The sequence below is a fragment of the Shewanella sp. SR1 genome (genome assembly GCF_020447145.1).
Classification (GTDB): Bacteria; Pseudomonadota; Gammaproteobacteria; order Enterobacterales; family Shewanellaceae; genus Shewanella; species Shewanella baltica.
In genome coordinates, this window is record NZ_JAJAEF010000009.1 from 77,352 (window position 1) to 101,675 (window position 24,324).

Here is a 24,324-nt window from a genome sequence, read left to right on the forward strand (position 1 = left end):
AAAACAAGCAACAGGAAAGCCTGCAGTACGAAAGATAAAGCGCTAAATAGTGAGCCATAGTAAAGCTCACTTTTTGATTCACTCACTGACGTATAAAACTGATTTTTCAATCGATTGGAGAGGCTTAATGCCCATAACTGATTTCTCAACCCTACAGACTCAGCTTGGCGTGCTGACTTGGCCCTTGTTGTTATGTGCTTTTTTGGCCTTGATGATCTGCCTTGAACGTAGCGCCTTGTTTTTGCATCAAACTCTGCTATCAATCTGGCCGAAAAAACAGGCTTGGGTAACGTCATTGCGCCAATCAAGCTCGACGGCGACCACTGAAAACGTCAGCGCACTGCTAGCGCAAACCAGCGCACAGCAAGATTTACTCGCCCGTGGCGCGACCTTGTTACTCAAACAAGTCCACCAGCCCAAAGTGCTAAGGGAAGAATTACTCAGTCTGTGGCTCAACAAACAGCAACGCGACTTGCAAGCCGGACTCAAGGTTTTACAGGTGATTGGCATTATCAGCCCATTACTCGGCCTACTTGGCACCGTACTAGGCCTCATCGACATGTTTGCTCAGCTTGGGCAATCACAAGGCCCTGTTACCCCAGCGCAACTCAGCGCCGGACTTGGCCTTGCGATGAACACCACAGCCGCCGGACTTATTATCGCTGTACCTGCCATTACCGCCGCCCATCTCTTTGGCATCTGGGCTCAAGGTCAATGCCTGCGCGCAGGGCACGTGCTCAATCAACTCAATCTGTGGTTAACGGGTATCGAAGATATTTCAATCGATAGCAATCAATACCAAGCATTCAGCAAAGTCAGCAACAGCAGCACTGAGCAAAAATCGGCATTCAACTCTCATTCCCAGATTGAGCCACAGACATGATAAGTGCAGATGCATCACCGCGATCGCAGGCTGGCATTGCTTCGCCTGAGTTGCTTCCAAGCCTAGATTTAACCGCATTAATCGACATTATTTTTATCGTGTTGGTATTTCTACTGCTGACGGCAAACACCCAACTACTCAGCTTGCCGGTAGATGTGCCGCAAAGCCCAAGTTCGGCCATCACTGCAATCGACAACAAGCCAACAATTGCCATCAATATCATGGCGACAGCGCCTTATTGGGCAATCGATAGTGAGACATTTGATGATTTAGCGACTTTTACCGCCGCGTTTACCGCACATTTTAACGCTATGCCAGAGGCGACCGTGATTATTGCCGCCGATAAGGCTGCGCCGGTGGAGCCCTTGATGCAACTGCTCGCGCTGTTGCAGACGCAGTCTATTAGTCAGGCCCAAATCTTGATGGAGCATTAGCGTATTGACGAGCCCGCTATCTGCCCCAAAAAGCCAAATGAGCAAGCTAGATAATGAGCCAGAGACACAGCAAATGTTGTCTCTCTGACTAAAGACCAAAACCAACACGAAAAGATGCAGGCAGTAAATCGTTACTTTTAGCACGCTAACTTTAACGTACTGATTTTTAAAGCCACTATTTTAAAAGTCTGATGTTAGAAACAGTATCTAAGCCTGTGGCGAACAAGTTTGTATTAGGAGTTCAACCATGTTGTTTCAAGCAACTAAAATATCATTAAAAATAGATACTAGCGCCCTTGGCCATCGGCATAAGCCTAAGTGCACATTTAATCCGTTAAGCCGATTTAAGCCATTACGCAAAGTGTTGTTTATCGCCTCAGTATTGACAGCTTTGCTATCGTCCAGCGTCTTTAGTGCTGAACATGAGATAAGACTCGTGAGTGCGGGCACGGGCGTCACTGAACTCGTGCTCGCCCTCGATGCGGGTAATGAGCTGGTCGCCATAGATTCCACCAGCTATGTACCTGACGGTTTAGCCCATGTGGCTAAGCTTGGCTATCACAGAATGCTCTCTGCCGAAGGCATTATCGCCCTCTCGCCAACACTCGTTGTCGGCTCGGATGTCATGGGGCCTGAGACCACGCTCAATGTATTAAAACAAGCCAATATCCAAGTTGTGCAGTTACCCGCAACGAACGATGAGCCGCAGCTAATGAGCAATGTGGATACCTTAGGTCAATTACTCAATCGTCCTGATAACGCTGTTAAGTTAAAGCTGGACTTACATCAACAACTGCAAAGCTTGGCGGATAAAAAACAACAAATAAGCGATGCTGGCGCTCAGCCAAAAATCCTCTTTATGCTGCTACAAGAAGGCCGTGGCGCACGGGTCGGCGGTAAAGGCACTGCCGCTGATACTATTATCGCGCTATCAGGCGCACAGAATATCGCCGAGTTTGATGGCTACAAAAGTATGTCTCAGGAAGGGATTTTGTCCTTGCAGCCCGACATTATCTTGCTGTCAAAGCGCAGCGATAAACCCGCCGAGCAAACCAACGCGCAAATTGCCCAAGAACTGATAAAAGAGATGCCGCTGCTTGCCCATACCCCCGCGGGTAAAAACGGCTATATTCAAACGCTGGCGCCACAAGCGCTTCTCGGCGGCTTAGGCATCAGTGCGATTAGCGCAGCCGATACGCTCGCCAGCACATTGCTCAAGCAAAATCAGTAACCTGTATAGTTATCAATACCGTCACTCATCAGGGCGATCATGCTAGTCACTTATCTAAGTTACTAATATTGAGTTACTTATATTGGGTCACTTATATTGGGTCACTTATATAACGTCACTTATTTGAATGGCTTGTATGAGCCACTAAACGGACTCGCAGATTAGCGCCACTGACTCACACACCAGATTAGTCACCTGATAAAAATAGAAAGGATAGTTGAGATGTTCCTCAATCGCTGGCTCTGGCCCGGTTTAGTCACACTGTTAGCCCTAAGCTGCTTACTCTCGGTCAGCACTGGGCCGGTCAGTATCAGCCTAGTGGATGCCCTAAGCGCAGTGCTTAATTGGGCGACCCAGCAAAACATCGGCAATATTGCACCCCACGAGCAACTGGTGATCAACAATGTTCGCCTGCCGCGGACATTATTGGCACTGGCGGTGGGCGCCACGCTCGCTCAATGCGGCGCAGTGATGCAGGGACTGTTTCGTAATCCCTTGGCGGATCCCGGTATTATCGGGGTGTCATCTGGCGCAGCTCTTGGCGCGGCCATCTGTATCGTGCTGTTACCCAACGCAAATCCATTCATGATCCCCATCAGTGCCTTTGTATCGGGTTTAATCACCACCCTTGTTGTCTATCGCCTCGCCAGTAGCCCAACCGGAACATCGGTCGTGTTATTACTACTGTCGGGGGTCGCTATTGCAGCACTGGCAGGCGCAGGAATTGGCATGCTCACGTACCTTGCCAACGACATGGCGCTACGCGACTTAACCTTGTGGCAGATGGGCTCGATAGCAGGTGCGCAGTGGATGTATGTCAGCCTGTGTCTCGTGACTTTAGCATTACTAAGCTGGCGATTTCGCCAAGATGCGGCGGCGCTCAATGCCTTATTGCTTGGCGAATCCGAAGCGCGCCACTTAGGGATAGATGTCGATAGGCTCAAGCTTAGACTTATTTTACTTTGTGCCTTAGGCGTTGGCGTAAGCGTCGCGGCGACCGGCATTATTGGCTTTATCGGCCTAGTGGTACCGCATTTAGTGCGGATGATGTTAGGGCCAGATCATCGCCAACTGCTGCCCATCAGCGCCCTTTTAGGTGCAGCCCTATTAGCCTTAGCCGATATCGGCGCTCGCGCCTTCTTGCCACCAGCAGAGTTACCGGTTGGGTTAGTGACCGCGCTCATAGGTGCGCCATTCTTCATCTTCTTACTACTGCAACAACGCAGTAAGCTCATCTAAGCGAGGCGTTATGACAGCCACTTCCTATGCCCAATCAGGATCAGAGTCAAAATTAGATTCTGAATTAGCATCAAGAGCACACCTGACTCATTCAGTTAATGCACAGTTTGAGCGCACTGAGCTCTGCATTAGTCAGCTCGATGTCAGCATTGGGCAGAAAACGGTGCTCAGCGATATTAATGTGCAATTTAAACCCGGGGCAGTAACCGCCCTACTAGGCCCCAATGGCGCGGGGAAATCGACGCTACTCAAAGCCCTTTGCCAAGAAATCAGCACGCCAAGGCAAAGTATCCGCCTAGGCCATAGCCAACTGGCGGATTGGCCTAGGCGCGAGCTGGCAAAATCCTTAGCCGTACTGCCACAGCACGCCAGTCTGACGTTCCCCTTTACTGTGTCCGAAGTGGTGGCTATGGGTTTATATCCCTTAACCATCAATAACAAAGAAGGAGAAGCGTTAGTTGCCGAGCAGCTGGCACAAGTGGGGCTAACTCATCTCGCCAAGCGCAGTTACCCAACGCTATCGGGAGGGGAGAAGCAGCGAGTCCAGCTCGCCCGCGTCTTGACTCAACTCAGTCAATCACCTTTCCCGCCCGTACTGTTACTGGATGAGCCAACATCGGCATTAGATCTCGCTCAGCAACACAGAGTGCTTGAGTTAGCCCAAAACTTAGCTCATCAGCACGCGTACACTGTGATAGTGGTACTGCACGACCTTAACCAAGCCGCTCGCTATAGCGATCAATTAATCGTATTAAAACAAGGGCGAATAGTGAGCGAAGGCACGCCAGCAAAAGCATTGTCGGTCGATACCATTCGTGATGTATGGGACTATGAACCTGTGTACGTCCCTGCACCACAAGGCGGGCATCCACTGATTTTTTAATGAAATGAAGATATTGGCTGTAAGTTTTAATGTCTAATGCGGGTATAATCTGGCGCTGACACTTTTCGCACGCTTTTTTAGGAGCAGATTAACGAGCAGCTTCGCGGGCATATTAACTCTCGTATTCACGAGTATATTTTAGCCGCAGGCGCGTTAACTCAAACCGCATTAACTTAAGCCGCATTCACTTAAGTCGCGTTAACTTAAGTCGCGTTAAATCAGGCAGAATCCAGATGAAACCCACTATCTCGACAGAAACTCAGCAAGAAGCACTGGTCGCAGCCAAAGCCACCCAAAAGCCAGGACAAACCAAAGAGCAAACTAAGCTCATTGCCCAAGGGATTGAAAAAGGCATCGCCGAGTATAAAAAACTGCTTAAAGCCAAAGCCCGTGAGCGGGATAAAGTCCGTAAACAACAGTTGAAAGCGAAATCTCGCACAGTGAATGACATCAATGATCTAGACGATGCTGACGAAGCCTTCGACTCCCAAAGCCAGTTCACCCGTGCCACTTGGGTTGCCATCGCCCTACTACTGTTAAGTTGGGCAGGATTTGCCGCCTATTTTTTTATGACGTGATTGCCGAACTTAAAACTGACCGCTTCACACTGCGGTTTCGCCGATCTCAACAACACCTATCAGATCGGCGATTTCACTTAGATGGGTATCAACCCAAGCGCTGCTGATTGGGCCCCACGTCACTATGCGGTAATATCCAGCATTGTTACGGCTGCCTTCCTGCACAAACTCGACCCGAATACCTATATCCTCAAATGCGGCGATGGCATCCTGTAAGGTGCGGCGCGGCATTCCAGTTAACTTATTGAGTGATAAAAGGTTATGGCGGTCGTCATCCATTAAATGCGCTAAATAGAGCTTACGCAAAAACGCCTTATGTTGCTTCGAAACTTGTTGCGATACTGGCATTGAAGATGACATAGAATGACCTGCCTAGAGACAAAAGTAATTATCATCAAAACTACTTTATATTCAGTCAATAAGGCAATAGCCAACACTAAATACTTCCGCTGAGCGACCAATTCTTCAGATAACCAATCTCCCCCTAAATCAAGCGAAACGACTTGTCATCCTCCCCCAACAACTGTTATTTGTAATGTCACTCACCACCTATGAGGGAACGCTAAGATGAGCCAGACAATTACAGCCGATCAAATACTGACATTTTGGTTTGAAGAAATTGAGCCAAAGCTTTGGTGGATTAAAGATGTTGAATTTGATGAACAAATCAAACAGCGCTTTGGAGACATATTAGCTCAAGCTAAACGTGGTGAGCTTTCCCATTGGCGAGTCACTCCCCAAGGTCGATTAGCGGAGATCATAGTGCTCGACCAATTCTCCCGTAATATTTACCGTGATACGCCTGCCGCTTTCGAAGCCGATGCCATCGCCTTAGTGCTAGCCCAAGAAGCCGTTGCCCAACAGGTTGATTTAGCACTTAAACCAAAACAAGTGCCGTTTCTCTTTATGCCCTATATGCACAGCGAGTCGCCCATGATCCATCAAGTCGCGGTTAAACTGTTTAATCGCGAAGCGGCGATGGCCAACTTAGCGTTTGAACTGCGGCATAAGGCAATTATCGACAGATTTGGTCGCTATCCACATAGAAACGCCATCTTAGGCAGAGAATCGACAGCAGAGGAAATTGCCTTTCTGCGTGAATCTGGCTCATCCTTTTAATTTGCTCATTCTTTAGCGTATTTGAATAAATAAAGCCGTGCTGAGTTCACAGACACACTACACTTACTTAATCGAGTCATGGAAAGACTGGCGAGTATCAAACACAGTTGCAAGTGTGTACCGCGGAGGTATTGGTAACTTATGGCGCAAAATCTAAATAAGCCAAATAGCTCAGTGGCTCATCGTAACCGCTATAAATTGATAGGGTTACTCACCTTATGCGGCGCTCAGCTCGGCCAAGCGGCAGAAATTAAGATAGGCGTCAGCCTGTCTATTCCCCCTTATGTTATCCAAGCAACCAATAGCGGACTCGAACTCGAATTACTGAACCAAGCCCTCGCCGTTAAAGGTCATACCGCTTCTATCCACTACTTGCCACTGGCGCGCACTTTCCATGAACTCAGGGAAGGTAAACTCGATGGCATCATCAACATTAAAGATGGCATGCTCGACAACGTATTTTACTCCAATGTTGCGATAACCTACCAAAACTGCGCCATTAGTCTCGAAGCCAATCATTTTACTATCAATAACATAGGCGATTTAAAAAACAAGCAAGTCGTCTCCTTTCAGCGCGCATCATCGTTACTGGGGGAAGAGTTTGCCAAAATGGTTAAGGCCAATAGCGGCTACCAAGAACAAGCGAGGCAAGTGCAGCAAGTTTATATGCTGATGAAACACAGGGCAGATGTCGTGGTGATGGATAAAAATATCTTCAAATATTACCTAAAACAGGCCTATCTTGAGGGAAAGCTGACTGAAAAAGATTTAAAACAACAAGCCATTTGCCACCAAATATTCCCACCAACGGAGTATAAGTTTGCGTTTCTCAGTGAACAAATTCGAGATGATTTTAATGCGGGACTCAAACAAATTACCCAAGATGGGAGCTTAGTGGCCTTGCAGGAAAAATATCGACGCCTGATGTCATTAGAAAATGAAGCCGAGGCGTCAACCAAGCTAACAGAACCTAAAATAATTAAAAACGATTCCTACTAGGTTTTCTCAAAGAGCTTTATCTAAAGCTCTTTACTTAAACCTATATATCTAAGCTTTATTTCACCACCAGCACAGGGCACTTAGCATACTTAACAATATCTTGTGTCACATGGGGCTTTAAAAAATCCGCTAAACCACTGCTGCCGTGACTGGCAATCACCACCATGCCGACATCAACGGCTTCCGCTAAAATCTCATCGATAGCATCACCATGGCGCACCACTAGCTTAATATTGAGTCCCTCGTTGAGATCTTGCTGCATTTCCTGCTGCAAACTTTGCATTTTTGCATCGACAAAGGCTTGAAGTTCATTTTCCAATGTAGCTGGAATATCGACCGCAATACCATAGCAATGGGCGCCACGGGCTGGGCTTGTCACATGCAATAATCGAATATCGACATGATAAAGATTAGCCATTTCAACCGCATATTTGAGCGCATGGGCTGCGGTTGATGAAAAATCCGTAGGGCATAACACTTCTTGAGTACGCATAAGCTTATCCATCATTTGAGTTTTAATCAGGCTATTTATTAAAGTCAAAATACCACTATTTTATAGCAGTTAGCTATGCTTCTTGCGTACCCATTTCAATTAATTATTCTTTATCAATCAAAAAGAAAGGACGCAATAAGCGTCCTTTGGATTTATTGAGTCAAGCCACTAACTCACTTACTTCACCACCAGCACAGGACAAGCCGCACCGTTAGCTACCGCTTCTGCGACATTGGTGTGTAAAAAATGCGAAATCCCAGTTCGGCCATGGCTCGCTATCACTACCATGCCAATATCTTTACTGTTGGCCTCTTCTAAAATCTGATACACAGGATCGCCGCGGCGGATCAAGGTCGTGATGGAAAGTTCAGTGTTTAACCCTTCTAACAGCGCCTGCATCTTGGTTGCTGCCGCTTCCTCCATACTCTTAGCCAGCTCTTCTGGAGTGATCGATAAAATCATAAAGTTTTCATCACCGAGCGGCTGTTCAACCACGTGTAAAATTTTTAGTCCTACATGGTATAGATTAGCCATTTCAATGGCATAACTCAGTGCATGGGCCGCAGTTTCCGAAAAATCTGTGGGCCAGAGTATTTGACCTGTACGCATAATCTGTACTCCTTCTATGGCGCGAATGGATTGCTGAGCAACTAGTCTTTTAACCAAGCAACGGCGTCGCCATTGTCAACAAAAAACCTGACCTCAGCAGGCGTAAACCAGTTTGCCAATTTAGCCAGCACTTCCTGCAGAGTCGTCTTACCGACTATGGCAATCTTCTCGAAATGACGAATATGCTTCACCCCAAGTTTGAGATCATCCCAAGCGGCCTGTAATTCCAAGCCATCCAACTCGGTCACATCCACTAAAGCGAAGATGTCGGGATCTTTTACGCCCGCCAGTGCCGACTCTAACACAGGCACCATCATCTCGTAGTCGTGATGAGTTAAGGTACCGATAGCTTTAAAGGCAACGAAAAAATCATCATCACCATAGCGTTCAATACCAATCGAAATTCCGTGCTTTAACAATGCCATACATACTCCTTATGTAACAACCCTTGATTTAGTGTAAAAGCTAACGCCACAACAAGCCGTGATCTTGCTCAAAAATACACCAGATATCTTGCACCATCTCACTAAGCAAGCTAGGATAAACCGACTAATCAGTCGGTACTTATTTATCTGTCTTTGTTTAATAGCAGGTTCAATCGTTAAGATTAAAGCTTAACTAAAGTGCCGAATAAGACTCAGCCTATAATCTCGCTTGGAGCAATCACAATGAATATGGCCACCGAACACCTTAATGCCTCGCCACTGACTCAGTTGCTCCAACGCCAACGCAGCAGTTATTTAGCGGCGCCGAATCCGAATTACGCTACGCGAGTGGAGCAATTAACTCGACTTAAAGCGGCCATACTGCAATTTAAAACGCCCTTAGTCGAAGCCTTAAGCCAAGACTATGGTCATAGATCGATTGATGACAGCCTGATCTCAGACATTATGCCTGTCATCAACAACATCAATTACAGTTTGAAAAATCTAAAAAAATGGCTCAAGCCCAACGCTCGCCATGCGGGGTTGTTGCTCGCCCCTGCCAAAGTCACAGTGCATTATCAGCCTTTAGGCGTTATCGGTATTATCGTGCCGTGGAATTTCCCCGTGATGCTGTCGATTGGCCCGCTAGTGACCGCCATCGCCGCGGGTAATCACGCCATGCTCAAATTGTCTGAATTTACCCCTGCGACCAACCAAGTGATTAAACAACTACTGGCACACGTCTTCGATGAGTCACACGTGGCAGTCGTTGAAGGTGAGGCCGATGTTGCCGCCGCATTTTCAGCCCTGCCCTTCGATCATTTACTCTTTACCGGCTCCACCACAGTTGGCCGCCATGTGATGCGCGCCGCGGCCAATAATCTCACCCCAGTGACACTCGAACTGGGCGGTAAATCGCCAGTAATTATCGCCCCCGATATGCCGCTTGAGATAGCAGTAGAACGAATGATTTATGGTAAGTGTTTGAATGCCGGACAAATCTGTGTGGCACCCGATTATGTTCTATGCCCTAAAGCCCAAGTGGATGAATTTATCGCCACCTACCGAACTAAATTTAATGCCATGTACGGCGCGATAAACCACAACAAAGACTATGGCAGCATCATTAATACACGTCAGTTTGACCGCCTTATGACAGTGCTCGAGGATGCGAAAGCTAAAGGTGCCCAAGTTATTTCGGCGACTGATGAAGCTATAGATAGCCAACATCGCAAACTCGCAACTCAACTAATCACTAATACCAGTGAAGATATGCTATTAATGCAAGAGGAAATCTTTGGTCCATTACTACCGATCATTGGCTACGACTCCTTAGATGAAGCGATTCAATACATCAACCAGAGAGCAAGACCGCTAGCGCTGTATGTGATGAGTTTCGATGAGAAAAGTCAGCAAAAAATCCTCCAACAGACTCATTCTGGCGGCGTGTGCATTAACGAAACCGTGTTCCATGTCGCCGCCGACGATGCGCCCTTTGGCGGAATCGGCCCGTCTGGCATGGGGCATTACCATGGTAAGGAAGGCTTTTTAACCTTCAGCCACGCTAAAACGGTACTCAGCCGTGGTCGATTCAACACGGGTAAATTTGTGCACCCGCCCTATGGCACTGTTATCCAGCGCATCTTAATGAAGTTATTTTTGCGTTAGTCATTGGGGGATAAATCTTGAATCAGCCATTAACACCGCAACCTATTAAAACCATGACAGATAAGCGCCAAGCCATTCTCGACACGGCCTTAGCACTCTTTGTCAGCCAAGGGTTTCATGGCACGTCCACCGCCTCGATAGCGAAGCAAGCAGGCGTAGCAACAGGTACCTTGTTCCATCACTTTCCTTCCAAGGAAGCCTTGATGGAATCTTTGTTTCTTACTATAAAACAAGAATTTGCCGATACCTTACTGTTAAACACCCATAAGGGCAGCGATCTAAAGCTCAATGCCCTACAACTATGGCAAAGTGCGATTGATTGGTCGCTGGACAACCCTGTCAAACAACTGTTTTTTCAGCAATATTCAATGTCGCCCATGATTGCCGCTAAGGTGCGCGATCAAGCGATGAATAGCATCTTAGGCTTTATTAGCGAGCTTATTAAGCAAGGACAAATAGAGGGATTAATCGCCCACTATCCGCTGGAGCTTATGCTAGAAAACTGCCATGGCCAATATCTGGCGGCAACCCGATTCTTTATCGATAACCCGCACTTAGGTACGAATACAAGGTATCGCGATGCCAGTTTTGAACTGTTTTGGAAGGCCATGCAAGCGGGCTAACACCACACAGCCCACAACACTGCCAACGTCCAACCACAGCAGAATTTAATCCAATAAAAAACCGAGTCAGTTTAACTGGCTCGGTTTTCTTTTACGTATTCAAAAATATAGTGACTAAGAGTTAAAGCAGAGGCCTGCTTTCAGCGATATCTAACTCCGACGTCTAACGTCTAACGTCTAACTCTGACTCAACTCCTGCGCTTTCTCGACTGGCTGCGTGACTTGAGTTGGACTCCAGTAGCCTTGCTTAATGCCCTTATCAATCAGCTCAGCGACCGCTAATTCAATGGCTTGCAACACGCAAAACTGCACTGGCTCATTGGTAGTAAAGCCGATTTCGGCCTCGGCGAGGCGATTTAAACTGGTGTAACGGAATAAGCCCGCGCGCATTTCTTGGGACAAGACTCGTTTGCTGGTCGAGACCGACATCATCACTTTACCTGTGTGCACATCCACGGCGCGCAGATAAATGGTCACCTGATCTTCACGGTACATTTCCGAAGCGCCAATGCCGTAGTATTCGACACCGCTACCGCCTGTGCTGGTGTTGGTCTCATAGCTAATGACGCCACCTTCAAGTAACAATCTGGCGGTGGATAATACGGGCACATCATCACCCTTAGTACCGCTCTGTTTATTACTAATTTTGCGCTCAGTCAGCAGGTTTTGTAGCCCTTCACGTTCCACTGGGGTAAACCATTTAGAATCGAGCAAGGTCTGCATCAACATCGAAGTTGCGCCCTGAGTCACAGCAGTCGAAAACGAACTCACGTTCGCCTGTGGTTTATATTGGCCAGTTTGATCGCGAAAGGAATACACGGCTACTGGGATAGGAAACTTAGGGCCAGGTTGAGTTTGTAGCCCACGCATCACTTCACTCAAGGGGTTAACCTCGGCAGGCGTGATATTTAAATCGGGTTTTGGGATCAAGCTACAGGCCGACATGCTTAACAGCAATAGACCCAAAAAGACTAAACGGGCCATTAGTTGATACCTCCAAACGTCGGCATTTCAATCACAGTGATTTCACCGGTTTCAGTATTCGTGATGGTCAACATCACGCCATTTCCTGTCGATGCCACTTCAATGCGAAAATCACCGGTATCATATACACCATCGGTGATTTCGCCATCAGCGACACCGCGGGTGATCGAGTTGATGATGTTACGCTCTAGAGATTCTTTAAAACGGGTAACAAAGTCCTTCTCGGTCGAGTTGGATTTATTGTCATTCTGCGCTTGGGCTTTATTTAATAGAAAAGCCCCATTTTGTGGATTGCCGCCAAAACTGGGATTCACTGGCGTGTAAATCAATTCAGTGGCTTGGCCACTGCTTGCCACACATAGCGTGACAAGGGCAAGTAACGTCCTGTATGTCATTATTATTATCCTAAAAGTCGTCCGATGTTCCTGAAAAGTCACCTGTTATTGCATTGGCTCTGACTTGCGCTAAATAATCAATCGTGATCAAAATCGCCTGCTCTGCACTCTCTTTAACCGGATTTGCACGACGACCAAAATGGGTGGTGTAAATCCGTGTCCCGTTTACTTCTAAGGTTAAAACGGTTCCGGCCTGCGGAAACACAGTCTCGTACAGCGTTACGTTAAAGCCTTGGGTAAAGGGCAGCTCGCGCCAATAGCTTGAGTAGTAGAAGCCAAAATCCTTACCAAACCGAGTCAAGGTTCTATCTATCACTAAACCACTAATTTCAATGTCGTTATCGGCAAGAGTGATAGGGGAAGCCAGCAGCAGGAATGGACATAAAACGCAGATCAGCAGACGCTGTTTTAACTGTTTCACTTATCCCTCCTTAACCTTTTAATCGAACCTTAAAAACCGCGCCAACCTCTGTTTTAACAACGGGAGTTTTAGCGTCAATTTTCGATAAAGCAGGTTAACAGGGTTGAAGATCCCCCGTCATTACGCTGGGGGGCAAATTAGCCCGAAGAGCTAAGGTAAAAAGGCAAAAATAGCCCATTTGGCTAATACGCAAAGAAGCCGTTAAGACCGGAGTCATAGGGTAAACGAACAAATGAAGAAGCAATAAAAATGCGACCCTAGGGTCGCATTGCTGTGCTAATACAAAACGTGCGGATTATTGTGGCCCCATGGTGGTAACCATAGTCATTGTGGTAACCACAGCCGAACCAAGAGGCCACCGTCGCTACGATTATGCATGCTAATACTGCCATCGTGGGCTTCGATAATTTCACGGCACAGAGGTAATCCAAGCCCAGTACCCGATTGTTTCGTCGAGTAAAACGGCAACAGCGCTTGCTCTAAGACTTCGCCAGACATGCCAGTACCGCGATCCTCGATCGCAATGCTAAAACCTGCACCATCCACTAAGGTTTGATACCGAATCGACAGGGTAACCTCCTCTGGGTTTGAACCCGATTCATGGGCGTTTTTAAGCAAGTTGAGTAGCACTTGCTCCAACTGTCCTAGGTCGAAATAGCCATCGTTTTCAGGCAAATCATGCGTAAGTTTAAAGGGATAATGCTGGGTCAACTGAGTCGTAAATTGTGTCCAATTGACCTGACGTCGCTGCGGGAGCGGCAACTTAGCAAAGCGGGCATAGTTGAAGATAAACTGACTCAGATGGCCAGTGCGATTCTCTATGGTATCGAAAATCAGCTTAAGTTTTGGATTATCCAGATCTTTAGTCAATAAACGCCCCGAGTTCACCATAGAGGCGATGGGCGCCACTGAGTTATTGAGTTCATGGCTAATAATGCGGATCACTTTCTTCCACACTGCCACCTCTTGACGATTAAGCTCGCGGGTCATCTGCTTAAGTAAAATCAAGTTATGTTGTTGGTTATTCAACAAAAACTGGCCACGACTCAAATACCAAGTTTCCACATCATCTTCGCCCATGGCAAAGAGACCGTTCTTTTCATGTTTAAGCGCTAAGGCCAATACTTCGGGCAAGTCCACTAACAATTCATCTAGGCTCAAACCTTCCATTTTGCCCTTTTTGTGGAATAGATGACGCGCCGCATCGTTGGCGTAAATGAGCCGCTGATGGTCGTCGAGCAATAACATCACGTTGGGAGAGCTTTGGATCACCTTATCCAGCAATAACTCACGCTGGTAAATGTATTGCCTTTCTTGGCGCAATTTTGCCGCAGAATGATTAAATAACTGGGCCAAGGTTTTGAGCTGACCTTCACCATACTCTTGAATACTCACGCTAAAGTCATTATCGCTAAAGTTCAGTAGACCTATTTCGAGGGAGTCCAAACTGCGACCCAGATGCCGTGTTAACCAAGCGACACTTAGACCGCACGCTCCACAAGCAAGCAATAACACCAGCAAACCTTCACCTAAGGTTAAACTCGAGATTCGCTCGTTGTCTGCTATTTCAGCGGGCGCCACTGGGGATACAGGGGCTTTGGGCGGTAAAATGGATAGCGGTTCTACACGTAAAGGCTCAGCAATATGAGCGGTGAAATTAAACTGCCCTTCTTTAAGCTGTTCTAACTTGAAGAGTTTTATCTGTAACTGCTCTTGTTTAAGTTGTTCAAGCTTTTGCAGTTCTGCCTTAATCTGCTCGGCCCTCTGGCGCGCTTGCATGGCTGCCGTCAGCTGTAATTGTTCTGTATTTTTAAGGGCAAGCTCGATGGAAGCGACGGTTTTCTCCAGCTCCGCAAAATCGAGTTGCACATTCACATCAGGGATTTCAATCGTGTTAGACGTGGCAACAGACGAAGCATTAGGTGAGAAATATTTCACTAAGGCAAAGCTGAGCAAGACGCCAAAAGCGCAGCAAGCCATTGAATAAATGATCAGTTTAGTTCGAATTAACACTCACATTCCTTAATCGATAGCCTTTCTGTGGCCTAGTAGCTGAAGCTTAGAATCTGTGGCCTAGTATCTGAGACTTAGTATCTACGCCCTAGTAGCTGTTGCCTAAAAGCTGGGATCTAGCATCTGCGCCTGGCCTATGACTTATCTAAACCAAACTTATCCATGCGCCGATACAGCGCCTGACGACTGAGCCCAAGCGCTTTGGCAACCCTAGCAATGACACCATGGTGCTGTTTTAGCGCCGCTTCGATATCTTCTCGACTCACTTCTATCGCCTCATTAGCAGACGGCGCTTGACCGCGTTCAGAGCCATCAGAAAAAGTGGCATTAGCGGGAATAGAAGCAGACGCATAAGCTGGCTGAGGATCAGATTGTCGCTGATCAAAGCGTCGAGGCTCAGAAGCTACCGAAATATGGGAAGTAGCAGATCTTGTGGTACTCACGACAGGAGCTAAACCAAAGTCAGCTTCAGTCAGCACATGACTTTGCGCCAACAATACCGCTCGCTTACAGGCATTTTCAAGCTCGCGTACATTTCCCGGCCAGCGATGGTGCAATAACGCCTGCAATGCCGGTTTACTCAAGCTAAAATCGCTGCCGATAAAATGCTGCACTAAAGGTAAGATATCGTCGGTACGTTGATTCAGCGGCGATAGCGCCAGTTCGATAACATTTAAGCGGTAAAACAAATCTTCACGAAAACGCCCTTCGGCAATATCTTGGGCCAGATCCGCATTGGTCGCACTGATCACCCGCACTTTCACTTTTTGGGTTTTATGGCTTCCTAAGCGTTCAAATTCACCGGTTTGCAGCACCCGCAGTAATTTCACTTGGCCAGATAACGGCAAGTTACCGATTTCATCTAAAAACAGTGTGCCGCCGTCGGCCGCTTCAAAGCGACCAATACGGGCTTTAGTCGCGCCCGTAAAAGCCCCCGCCTCGGCACCAAACAACTCTGCCTCTAATAAATCCATCGGCAAGGCGCCGACATTGACCTTGATAAAGGGTTTGTTTTTTAAGGGAGAATTGGCGTGGAGAATATCGGCAAGCTTGTCTTTACCCGCGCCATTGGGGCCAGTGATTAGGACCGACACATCGGATCGCGCCAGTTGCAAGGCTAAATCAATGCAACGCTGCATCGCGCCGCTGCCAAAGACAATCCCGCAGAGGTCCGCATCGGCGATCGCCACTTGGCGTTGATGATTCACCCGCTCGAGACGATGGTTAGCACGGGAGAGTTTATAAAGTGAAATTAGATTTTTGATGCTATTAAGCACCTTAGCGTCATCCCAAGGTTTACCCATATAATCGGCGGCGCCCGCTTTGACTAATTCAACTGCGGTTTCGAGTTGGGTCCACGCCGTCATCAAAATGATCGGCAGATCCCCTTGGCGTTCACGCAGGGCGTAAAACAGCTGCTTGCCTTCCTCACCTGACGTGGTATCTCGAGTAAAGTTCATATCTTGGATCACTAAATCCACATCTTGCGTCGCCAATAACCCAAGGGCGTCCTCCGGGCTATGGCAAGTCAGCACCCGATAATCATTGAGTTCTAGCATCAAACCTAGGGCTTGGCAGATGGCATGATTGTCGTCGACGATGAGGATAGTATCCATAAGTGTGAGTGTTGTCCTATATAAAACTATTAACCGTAAAGTAACAAAAAGTGCAATAACATCCTATTGTTATCGCACTTTTATTGGGCTTTTATCGTACCTTGAGTGACATCAAATATTTCGCTATACGCTGCGGGTTGCCGTTGCTGGCGAAATATTTGCAGCCTTACGCGCCGGTAAGTAAACCGCCAGCGTGGTGACAATAAACAAGCCTGCCACAGTAAATAGTGGGTAGCTTAAGTCCAACATAGGCAAGCTATAGATTTTCATTAACTGTTGACCTAACTGTATCGCTAACAAGCCGCCTAGCACGCCTCCCGCTAAGCAAATCAAATAGTTCTCCACGAGGAAGTAACTGATAATATCGCGCTTTTTAGCACCTAATGCGCGGCGGGTACCTATCTGCTTAGTGCGGCGCTGGATATTAAACATCACCATGCCCGTTAAACCGAGCGAGGTGATCAGCAGTAGCAACACCACCATCATAGTTAACACAGTAATCATCAATTTATGATCGCGATATGAGCTATCTTTTAAGGCCTCGATTGACTTAAATCCATCGAGTACTCGATTAGGATTCTCCGCCAGCAGCGCTTTTTTTATTGCGTCTTTAAGCTCGGCGTGAAACTCAGGTTTGGCCCGTACCATGTAAGAACTGCTGCCATAATCCACATTTTGAATCACACTGTTTTCAAGGCTAGAACTGTCAATCCACGCGCCTTGCAGTTTTTCGACAACCCCAATCACAGTGATCTGCGCATCCTTGCCCTCGTACAACACTTTGCCAAGTGCGGATTCATCAGGCCAAACGGCTTTAGCTAACGCGCTGGAGATGATCGCTAAGCGACTCGGGCTATCGAGGCTGTCCTTTAGTTCATGGGGATAAAAGTTACGCCCCTCAATCAGCTTAATGCCTAAGGTCTCAATGGTGTGATCTGTCCCTAGATACATGGCAAATTGCGGTGTCGATTTAGCGCTATCTGGATCGGGGCCCAGATTTAACGTGCTCGACCAGCCGCCACCGCTTAACGGCAACATATTGGTTGAGGTCGCATCAATCACATTGGGTAGCCCCCGCAAAATTTGCTGATCAATTTTGTTTTGCGCGGTTTTATCAATCAATGGATCAAAGTTGAACAAGCTAAAGGTCAAGACTTCTGACTCTTTAATCCCCGAATCACGCTGCATCAGGGCTAAACGCTCTTGAATAATAAAGCTCGCATTCGCCACAATCGCCACAGACAAGATAATCTGAATAAGCAGTAAGACTGGGCCACTTTTACTGCGCAATAAACTGCTGAGAATAGGTTTAATATGCAACATAATAAGTCCCTTACTGGCTTTTCAGATAAACGCTAGGTTTAGTGCGACACACAACCCATGCGGGATACAAGCCAGCCAACAAGGCTGTGCCTACTGCAATACTTGGGGTGATAATCCACATACTCGCCGATAAATGGGTTAACCCCTTCGAGACCTCAAACTGTGCCGATAAGCCGTAAAGTGATGCGTAGGCCCAAGCGAGTCCCAGCAAGCCGCCTAATAAACCAATCATGCCCACTTCCACCATATATTGAGCGAAGATTTGGGCACGGCTAGCACCGATTGCACGGCGCACTCCTACCTCGGGTGCACGCTTGAGGAACTTTGTCAGCATTAAACCTAATATATTGACTAAACAAACACTTAAAAACAGCGCACTCAAGCCAACCAAGATTTTATTGTCTTCTGGCACCACATTATTGTATTCAAGCCAAGTCGCCACATCGGATACTTTGACTGAGTCCGTGGCAGATTTATTATCCGTAAAACGGCCCAGGGCTTTTTGCTCCGCCACATAATTGCTGAGCCAAGAACGGTAACTCGCTACTGCGTCTTTATTTGGCAACTCAACCCAATACAGCAACCACACTTTTTCAGAGTTAAGGCGATCGCTGTAACTATTCATCGTCTCAAACTTCCAACCCGAAGTGTTACCCCATATATCAAACTCTTCGATAGGCGTCAGCGAAAACGGCACAAAAATTTGTTCAGTGTCGTTAAAGGCACCGTTAGTGGGATCATAATATTTAGGCTTAAGATCCCAAGCTTTAATCACCCCAACCACTTGATAAGGTTTACGATTAAGATAGATAACCTTGCCAACACTGTTTTGACCCGCAAACAGCTTTTGATTGAGTTTATCGTTAATCACCACTTGATAAGCAGGTTCAGTGTCGACGGATTTATCCCACGCATTACCGTACAAAAATGGCACGTCAAACAGCTTAAAAAAGTCACTGTCCGTCACTCGAATGCTTTCTAAAATAGGAGCAAAATTAGCATCCTCCGTTTGCACAGCCATCCCAGTACGAAACATCGCCGCTTGGCGTTTAGGTAAGGTATTGTTGCGCAGATTCATCGCGTCTTGGTAAGTCACTAACGAGTTAAACTCATCCCAAGAATCTGGGCCTTGGCTCCAAAGCTGTACCGCATTTAACTCATCAGAGCGTTCACCCGCAGGATTAAATGACATCATCTTGTACACGTTTAACGTGGTGATCGTGATACCAATGCCAATCGAAATCGCCAACACCATCAACAACGACAGCACTGGGGTTTTCTTAATGCTGCGCCAAGCTAAATCAACATAATAAAAAAACATAATGCGTATCCTTAGTCAGCGTTGGCGACAAGTTTATCTAATGGGTGCGGAGCCGTCGCAGTTTGCACACTGCCATGGGGCTGATACATCGTAAAATCACACACTTGACCATCAACAATTTGAATATTACGCTGGGCGCGGCGAGCGAGTTCGGGATCATGGGTCACCATGATGATGGTGGTGCCCGCTTGGTTGATATTTTCAAGTAATTCCATCACTTGGCGCGCCATTAAGCTGTCGAGGTTACCTGTTGGTTCATCGGCGAGCAGGAAGCGGGGTTCACCGGCTAATGCTCTGGCAATCGCCACCCTTTGTTGCTGTCCGCCCGAAAGCTGAGTGGGAAAATGCTTGAGTCGTGAGGCTAGACCCACTTGTTCTAATGCTTGCTGTACGCGGCGTTGACGTTCCTTGGCATTAAAACCACGGTAGCGCAGCGGCACTTCAATATTCTCTGCCAAGTTAAGGTCAGGAATTAAGTTAAAGCCTTGGAAGATAAAGCCGATTTTCTCGTTACGGATAGCAGCGCTCTTATTATCGCTCAGGTTAGACACGTTAATGCCATCGAGAAAATAGTCACCGTGGGTAAAACCTTCGAGCAAACCCGCGATATTTAAAAAAGTCGTTTTACCTGAGCCAGAAGGACCCGTGACCGCGACAAACTCGCCTTCATTCACTTCGAGGTTAAAATCGCGCAGGGCGTGGGTTTCCACTAAATCCGTTTTAAAAACCTTGCTCACACTCTTCATTGATAACATGTTAATTTCCTTAAAATAATCAAATCAATTTTACGCTGCATCTAAACGACTCGATGCATGGCAGCGTCATCAGCCGAAAAATGGCTCAACGACAGACTCTAAAAGCCACACAAAAACGCCCAATATAAGGTCGGCACTTTCGACCGAAACCTCACCCACTTGGCGAACTTCATCCAATGGATTGGTCCATTCCAGCAAATTCAGTCCAAGGAAAAACCAGCTATTGGCTTCACCGATACTCAACTCCACCGCGACCACCAGTAGCAGTAAGGCCAACACGCCAAACATTTTTGATGACATCAACATGCTGAAATCAAATTGTGTATCACGCATATTCGGCTCCTATTCTTGTCCATGTCGCAGCAGGTTTCGTCATTCACCTTGATCACTGCGCTGTTAAATTCATCAGATTGGCTATTTAGTAATTTACGAATATCGGTCATCAATGAATCCTGACCTGTTCGGCGTGATTAAAGGGCTCGACACTGGATATCACCCACTCATCTCCGGCTTTGCCGCCATCCAGCACTTCGACTTGGCTCAGGCTCGTACTGCCGAGTTTGATTGCGCGGCGGCTGGCTAGATCGCCCTCAATTTGGTACACCTCATCGCCACCGCCGCTGGTCATAAAGGCGCCGCGTTTCACCATCAACACATCGGGTCTGTGCTCTAACAAGACTCGGGCGGAAATACGTTGGTTCTGACGCAGTTTCAAGCTGTTATCTTGAACAAACTGCACTCTTGCGGTCACTTCACGGTTACGTACTTCGGGGGAGATGGACGATAACTTGCCCATTAACTTCACGCTGCCGAAACTGAGCTCAACTTCCATCCCTAAACCCAAATCGTCGGCGTAGGACTCTGGCACCGCAAGTTCGGCCTCATAGGCGCTTAAATCCACAACGGTTAGAATCGGTTGGTTAGCGCTAAGACGGGTTTTCTGCTCGGTGATCCAGTTGCCGATAATGCCGCCTACGGGGGCTTTGATATTCAAGGCCTCAACTTGGCGTTCGAGTTCGTGCACGGCTAGGGTTTGGCGCTCGACTTCTAATGCTTTGTTTTTAACTTCAAAGGTTAGGGTGTCTTTTGTTAGCGCGACTTCCTGCTCGGCATGGGCAAACTTGAGTTTAGCCTTGTGTAATTCGTCTTTGCCTTTTTCGTAATCGATTTCGCTGATCAGCTTATTTTTAATTAACAACTCACCCCGGCGACGTTCTCTGTTGGCGGCTTCTAGGTCAACCGCGGCCATGTCTAAGGTTTGATTCACTTGCAGTTGACCGCGTCTGGCGTCCAACTTGGCGCGCTCTAACGCACTCTGCATTCCCGCCAAAATCGACTTAGCCTGCTCCAACTGATTGGATAATCTTGGGCTATCGAGTTTGGCAACCACATCGCCTTTATTGACGCTATCGCCAGGGTTACTCAGCAGAGTGACTGTGCCTTCCTCTGTGCTATACAAAATAGGCGCATTCGCCGCCACAATTTTACCTGTGGTCGCAACATCGCGGGTTAACGTTCCAACAAAGAGTGTTGCGGTAGTGATGTCGCTGCGGCTTAAGGATTTGCTCACGCTATCTGTGCCCAAGCTCGCCCACACTAAGGCGCTGACTAATAAGGCGCAACCGCCGATCAACAGAGGTAACTTAAGACGTTTAGTGGTCGATGGCACAAGTACAGTATCTTGGCCGCTAGTATCTTTAATCATGGCTTTACTCGCTCCCCTGTCGGAATCATCAGTGCCGGAGCGCAATCAACGGACACTATTGGAAATCTATACCACAGAGATAGCAAAGCCTATGCCAAATCAGTAAACACATTATTATTCATAACGTTAACTTTGTTTTGTTGATAAAAGTGTCCGCGGACACTGGGGTTTAAATCGAAAAGTGTCCGCAGCAGATTAATCAAAAGTGTCCGATGCTAAAAACAGCGACGTAGCGCGAGCCATGCAGCTAAGCGTTTCAATTACATGTTCTAACAGATTTATTAGCCGAAACTACCGAGTTTCCCTTTACAGTAAAATCCTTGCCACATAAGATCCTGCCACCCTCGCAGCAAAAACGATCAAAAGACCAAACCCTATGACCACAATAACAATCACTCGCCCAGACGACTGGCATATTCATTTAAGAGACGGCGCCCAGCTTAAAGATACCGTGCGCGATATCAGCCGCTATATGGGCCGCGCTATCGTCATGCCAAACTTAGTGCCCCCCGCTATCGATACCGAAACCGCACTGACTTATTACGACCGCATTAAAGCGCAGGTGCCAGCGGGCTCACAATTCGAACCTTTGATGGTGTTGTATTTAACTGACAAAACCAGCCCAGATGAAATCCGTAAAGCCAAAGCTTCGGGTAAAATTGTCGCCGCGAAACTCTACCCTGCGGGCGCGACGACCAACTCGGATTCAGGCGTAACCGATTTGAAGAACATCTACCCAGCCCTCGAAGCCATGCAAGAAGTCGGTATGTTGTTTTTAGTGCACGGTGAAGTCACGGATTCATCGATTGATATTTTCGACCGCGAGCGCGTCTTTATCGAAAATATCCTCAGCAAAATCGTTGCCGATTTCCCAGAACTTAAAATCGTGCTTGAACATATCACCACTAAAGATGCGGTCGATTTTGTCACCCAAGCCTCTGATAATGTGGCCGCGACTATTACAGCCCACCATTTGCTGTATAACCGCAACCACATGCTGGCTGGCGGTATTCGCCCACATTTTTACTGCCTACCGATTTTAAAACGCAATACCCACCAGCAGGCGTTATTGGCCGCTGCAGCAAGCGGTAGCAAGAAGTTCTTCTTAGGCACAGATTCGGCGCCCCACGCTAAAGATAAGAAAGAAGCCGCATGTGGCTGCGCGGGTTCGTACACGGCCCATGCCGCAATTGAGCTGTATGCCGAAGCCTTCGAATCGGTGAATGCGCTAGATAAACTCGAAGCATTTGCAAGCTTCAATGGCCCAGATTTTTACAATCTGCCACGTAATGCCGACACGATCACGCTAGTGAAAAAACCATGGAATGTCCCTGCAACTTACCCGCTGGGCGACACTAACGTAGTGCCGATTCGTGCAGGCGAAGCCATTGATTGGCAGGTTGAGTAAGCCTTAAGTCTTTAACATCAAGTCGCCTACGGGCGACTTTTTTATGCCCCAGATTCATTTTGATTTTTAGACCACAATCGGCTAGTGTCTCTCGCTTAAAATACAGCCCTAACCTATGACCTTTTAAGAGAAAATCAGTATGCCCACAAGGATGTTATTCTCGGTTTTATCTTCAAGCCTATTGCTTGCTTCTACGCTCCCACTACATTCCTTTGCGGCCAATGAACTGACGGGGATCTGGCAGGGACAATTAGGCAAAAGCAAAGTCAGAGTCTGCTTTAATCAATATGGAACAGGCAGTTATTACTATCAACGCTACTTAACGCCGATAAGGCTCGAGCAGCAAGATGAACTGTGGAAAGAAGAAGGCAACACGGGAAACTGGCAGTTTGATACTGTCACGCCACAAAAACTGAGCGGCCATTGGTTTAAAGATAGCGCGAGTAAATCGTTCCCCGTACAACTTGAGCGAGCAATCAGCCCAGATGATATAGAAGATTGCGGCGCCGATGCGTATAACCTGCCACTAGAAACAAGGCCAAAACTCAGCCGAGGGAAATGGCAACCCTATGAAAATATTGAGTATCGCCCGCTGACGTTCGGTACAGAAGTAGGGATCGAATTTAAAGGCCCACAAACGGGGATCTTGGCAATTAATCAATGGCTTGAACATAAGCTCACCGATGAAGCCCAACTAGCACAAACCTTTGACACCCGCCGCAGAATGCTGGCACAAATGGGCAGTTTTGTGACTGACGAAACCTTTGCCGAGCCGATTTTTATTAATAAGCATTGGCTCAGTGTGCGCCTATATCGCTGGGCCGCAGGTTATGGCGCTAATGGTATCAGCCAAGAATTTGTCAGCTTCTCCCTTAGCGATGGCAAACCTTTCCACCCGTGGCAATGGTTTTTCGCCGACACCAAACCGCAAAGCATGCTCGATGGTATGAGCCATCCTTTACCCCAAGCATTAAGGGAAAAATTGTTTGCAGGTAAAGAGTTAGATCCAGAATGTCCCTCATCAGACGGCTCGGGATATTATCAGCTCACCCTTGAGGCAAAGACCATCAAATTCTGGGAAACACCCCGCGGCGATGGATGCGAACAGGAGTTTGTCCTGAGTCCGCAGGAGGCGATGCCTTTCGCCACCCAATGGGGACAAACACAGCTTAAGCTGTTGTAATAAAAACATTAGGATA

General features: G+C 47.4%; 26 protein-coding genes. 12 read left to right on the top strand and 14 right to left on the bottom strand.

All coding sequences use genetic code 11. The features are described from left to right. Positions 1-127 precede the first annotated feature (127 nt). From KV201_RS10555 to KV201_RS10580, 6 genes are all read left to right on the top strand, one after another. Entirely contained in the window at positions 128-883 is a 756-nt protein-coding gene (locus KV201_RS10555; protein ID WP_226059284.1) for a MotA/TolQ/ExbB proton channel family protein, read from the top strand. Continuing rightward, positions 880-1,317 carry a biopolymer transporter ExbD gene (locus tag KV201_RS10560; RefSeq protein ID WP_226059285.1) on the top strand — a complete coding sequence of 146 codons (438 nt, stop codon included), beginning with the start codon at positions 880-882 and terminating at the stop codon, positions 1,315-1,317. Before KV201_RS10555 ends, KV201_RS10560 begins: the two co-directional genes overlap by 4 nt. A 247-nt stretch (positions 1,318-1,564) precedes the next feature. Then, complete coding sequence (locus KV201_RS10565) at positions 1,565-2,548, top strand: ABC transporter substrate-binding protein (RefSeq protein WP_226059286.1); 984 nt, start codon at positions 1,565-1,567, stop codon at positions 2,546-2,548. A 222-nt stretch (positions 2,549-2,770) separates the two neighbouring features. Further along, positions 2,771-3,787 (top strand): iron ABC transporter permease, encoded by a 1,017-nt coding sequence (locus KV201_RS10570; protein WP_126491305.1) that lies wholly within the window; start codon positions 2,771-2,773, stop codon positions 3,785-3,787. A 10-nt stretch (positions 3,788-3,797) separates the two neighbouring features. Next, on the top strand, positions 3,798-4,670 hold the full coding sequence (locus KV201_RS10575; protein ID WP_226059287.1) for a heme ABC transporter ATP-binding protein: 873 nt from the start codon (positions 3,798-3,800) through the stop codon (positions 4,668-4,670). Between the two features lie 233 nt (positions 4,671-4,903). Next, complete coding sequence (locus KV201_RS10580) at positions 4,904-5,248, top strand: DUF2956 domain-containing protein (protein WP_071940176.1); 345 nt, start codon at positions 4,904-4,906, stop codon at positions 5,246-5,248. 24 nt (positions 5,249-5,272) lie between these two features. Here the strand turns inward: KV201_RS10580 and KV201_RS10585 are convergent, their stop codons facing one another. Then, positions 5,273-5,608: a winged helix-turn-helix domain-containing protein gene (locus KV201_RS10585; RefSeq protein WP_226059288.1), complete on the bottom strand. Its 336-nt coding sequence runs from the start codon at positions 5,606-5,608 to the stop codon at positions 5,273-5,275. Positions 5,609-5,815: 207 nt separating this feature from the next. Between KV201_RS10585 and KV201_RS10590 the strand changes: the two genes are divergently transcribed. Together KV201_RS10590 and KV201_RS10595 are read left to right on the top strand one after the other, a co-directional pair. Then, on the top strand, positions 5,816-6,367 hold the full coding sequence (locus tag KV201_RS10590; protein WP_226059289.1) for a DUF924 family protein: 552 nt from the start codon (positions 5,816-5,818) through the stop codon (positions 6,365-6,367). A 141-nt stretch (positions 6,368-6,508) separates the two neighbouring features. Next, positions 6,509-7,366: an ABC transporter substrate-binding protein gene (locus tag KV201_RS10595; protein WP_226059290.1), complete on the top strand. Its 858-nt coding sequence runs from the start codon at positions 6,509-6,511 to the stop codon at positions 7,364-7,366. A 55-nt stretch (positions 7,367-7,421) separates the two neighbouring features. Here the strand turns inward: KV201_RS10595 and KV201_RS10600 are convergent, their stop codons facing one another. The 3 genes from KV201_RS10600 to KV201_RS10610 form a co-directional block, all read right to left on the bottom strand. Then, positions 7,422-7,859, bottom strand: coding sequence for a universal stress protein (locus KV201_RS10600; protein WP_006082806.1), 438 nt, complete (start codon positions 7,857-7,859; stop codon positions 7,422-7,424). A gap of 177 nt (positions 7,860-8,036) precedes the next feature. Next, the gene (locus KV201_RS10605; protein WP_006085854.1) at positions 8,037-8,468 is read right to left on the bottom strand and encodes a universal stress protein; all 432 of its coding nucleotides are present in this window, start codon (positions 8,466-8,468) and stop codon (positions 8,037-8,039) included. A gap of 41 nt (positions 8,469-8,509) precedes the next feature. Further along, a complete protein-coding gene (locus KV201_RS10610; RefSeq protein ID WP_006082808.1) occupies positions 8,510-8,893 on the bottom strand; it encodes an STAS/SEC14 domain-containing protein in 384 nt (127 codons plus the stop codon). Between the two features lie 243 nt (positions 8,894-9,136). Here KV201_RS10610 and KV201_RS10615 point away from each other — a divergent pair, with 243 nt between their 5' ends. Further along, positions 9,137-10,561: a coniferyl aldehyde dehydrogenase gene (locus tag KV201_RS10615; RefSeq protein WP_226059291.1), complete on the top strand. Its 1,425-nt coding sequence runs from the start codon at positions 9,137-9,139 to the stop codon at positions 10,559-10,561. Positions 10,562-10,578: 17 nt separating this feature from the next. Further along, positions 10,579-11,184 (top strand): TetR/AcrR family transcriptional regulator, encoded by a 606-nt coding sequence (locus tag KV201_RS10620; protein WP_199850891.1) that lies wholly within the window; start codon positions 10,579-10,581, stop codon positions 11,182-11,184. A gap of 177 nt (positions 11,185-11,361) precedes the next feature. Here the strand turns inward: KV201_RS10620 and KV201_RS10625 are convergent, their stop codons facing one another. The 10 genes from KV201_RS10625 to KV201_RS10670 all read right to left on the bottom strand — a co-directional run bounded on the left by KV201_RS10625 (position 11,362) and on the right by KV201_RS10670 (position 21,717). After that, the gene (locus tag KV201_RS10625) at positions 11,362-12,168 is read right to left on the bottom strand and encodes a CsgG/HfaB family protein (RefSeq protein ID WP_006082811.1); all 807 of its coding nucleotides are present in this window, start codon (positions 12,166-12,168) and stop codon (positions 11,362-11,364) included. After that, positions 12,168-12,563: a curli assembly protein CsgF gene (locus KV201_RS10630; protein WP_006082812.1), complete on the bottom strand. Its 396-nt coding sequence runs from the start codon at positions 12,561-12,563 to the stop codon at positions 12,168-12,170. Before KV201_RS10630 ends, KV201_RS10625 begins: the two co-directional genes overlap by 1 nt. Positions 12,564-12,573: 10 nt before the next feature. Further along, positions 12,574-12,984 carry a curli production assembly/transport protein CsgE gene (locus tag KV201_RS10635; RefSeq protein ID WP_115335346.1) on the bottom strand — a complete coding sequence of 137 codons (411 nt, stop codon included), beginning with the start codon at positions 12,982-12,984 and terminating at the stop codon, positions 12,574-12,576. Positions 12,985-13,308: 324 nt separating this feature from the next. Then, a complete protein-coding gene (locus KV201_RS10640) occupies positions 13,309-14,997 on the bottom strand; it encodes a PAS domain-containing sensor histidine kinase (protein WP_226059292.1) in 1,689 nt (562 codons plus the stop codon). A gap of 134 nt (positions 14,998-15,131) precedes the next feature. Beyond that, a complete protein-coding gene (locus KV201_RS10645; protein WP_226059293.1) occupies positions 15,132-16,613 on the bottom strand; it encodes a sigma-54 dependent transcriptional regulator in 1,482 nt (493 codons plus the stop codon). Positions 16,614-16,736: 123 nt separating this feature from the next. After that, positions 16,737-17,936, bottom strand: coding sequence for an FtsX-like permease family protein (locus KV201_RS10650; protein ID WP_226059294.1), 1,200 nt, complete (start codon positions 17,934-17,936; stop codon positions 16,737-16,739). A 10-nt stretch (positions 17,937-17,946) separates the two neighbouring features. Next, the gene (locus KV201_RS10655; RefSeq protein ID WP_226059295.1) at positions 17,947-19,257 is read right to left on the bottom strand and encodes an ABC transporter permease; all 1,311 of its coding nucleotides are present in this window, start codon (positions 19,255-19,257) and stop codon (positions 17,947-17,949) included. An 11-nt stretch (positions 19,258-19,268) separates the two neighbouring features. Beyond that, positions 19,269-20,012, bottom strand: coding sequence for an ABC transporter ATP-binding protein (locus KV201_RS10660; RefSeq protein WP_226059296.1), 744 nt, complete (start codon positions 20,010-20,012; stop codon positions 19,269-19,271). Positions 20,013-20,081: 69 nt separating this feature from the next. Beyond that, positions 20,082-20,345 (bottom strand): hypothetical protein, encoded by a 264-nt coding sequence (locus tag KV201_RS10665; protein WP_226059297.1) that lies wholly within the window; start codon positions 20,343-20,345, stop codon positions 20,082-20,084. A 109-nt stretch (positions 20,346-20,454) separates the two neighbouring features. Continuing rightward, positions 20,455-21,717, bottom strand: coding sequence for an efflux RND transporter periplasmic adaptor subunit (locus KV201_RS10670; protein WP_226059298.1), 1,263 nt, complete (start codon positions 21,715-21,717; stop codon positions 20,455-20,457). Between the two features lie 376 nt (positions 21,718-22,093). On the opposite strand from KV201_RS10670, the gene pyrC reads away from it, so the two are divergent. Together pyrC and KV201_RS10680 are read left to right on the top strand one after the other, a co-directional pair. Beyond that, positions 22,094-23,125: a dihydroorotase gene (gene pyrC, locus KV201_RS10675; RefSeq protein WP_107402502.1), complete on the top strand. Its 1,032-nt coding sequence runs from the start codon at positions 22,094-22,096 to the stop codon at positions 23,123-23,125. Positions 23,126-23,264: 139 nt separating this feature from the next. Then, positions 23,265-24,308, top strand: a complete 1,044-nt coding sequence (locus tag KV201_RS10680) for a hypothetical protein (protein ID WP_226059299.1) — start codon at positions 23,265-23,267, stop codon at positions 24,306-24,308. The last annotated feature ends 16 nt before the right edge of the window (positions 24,309-24,324 follow it).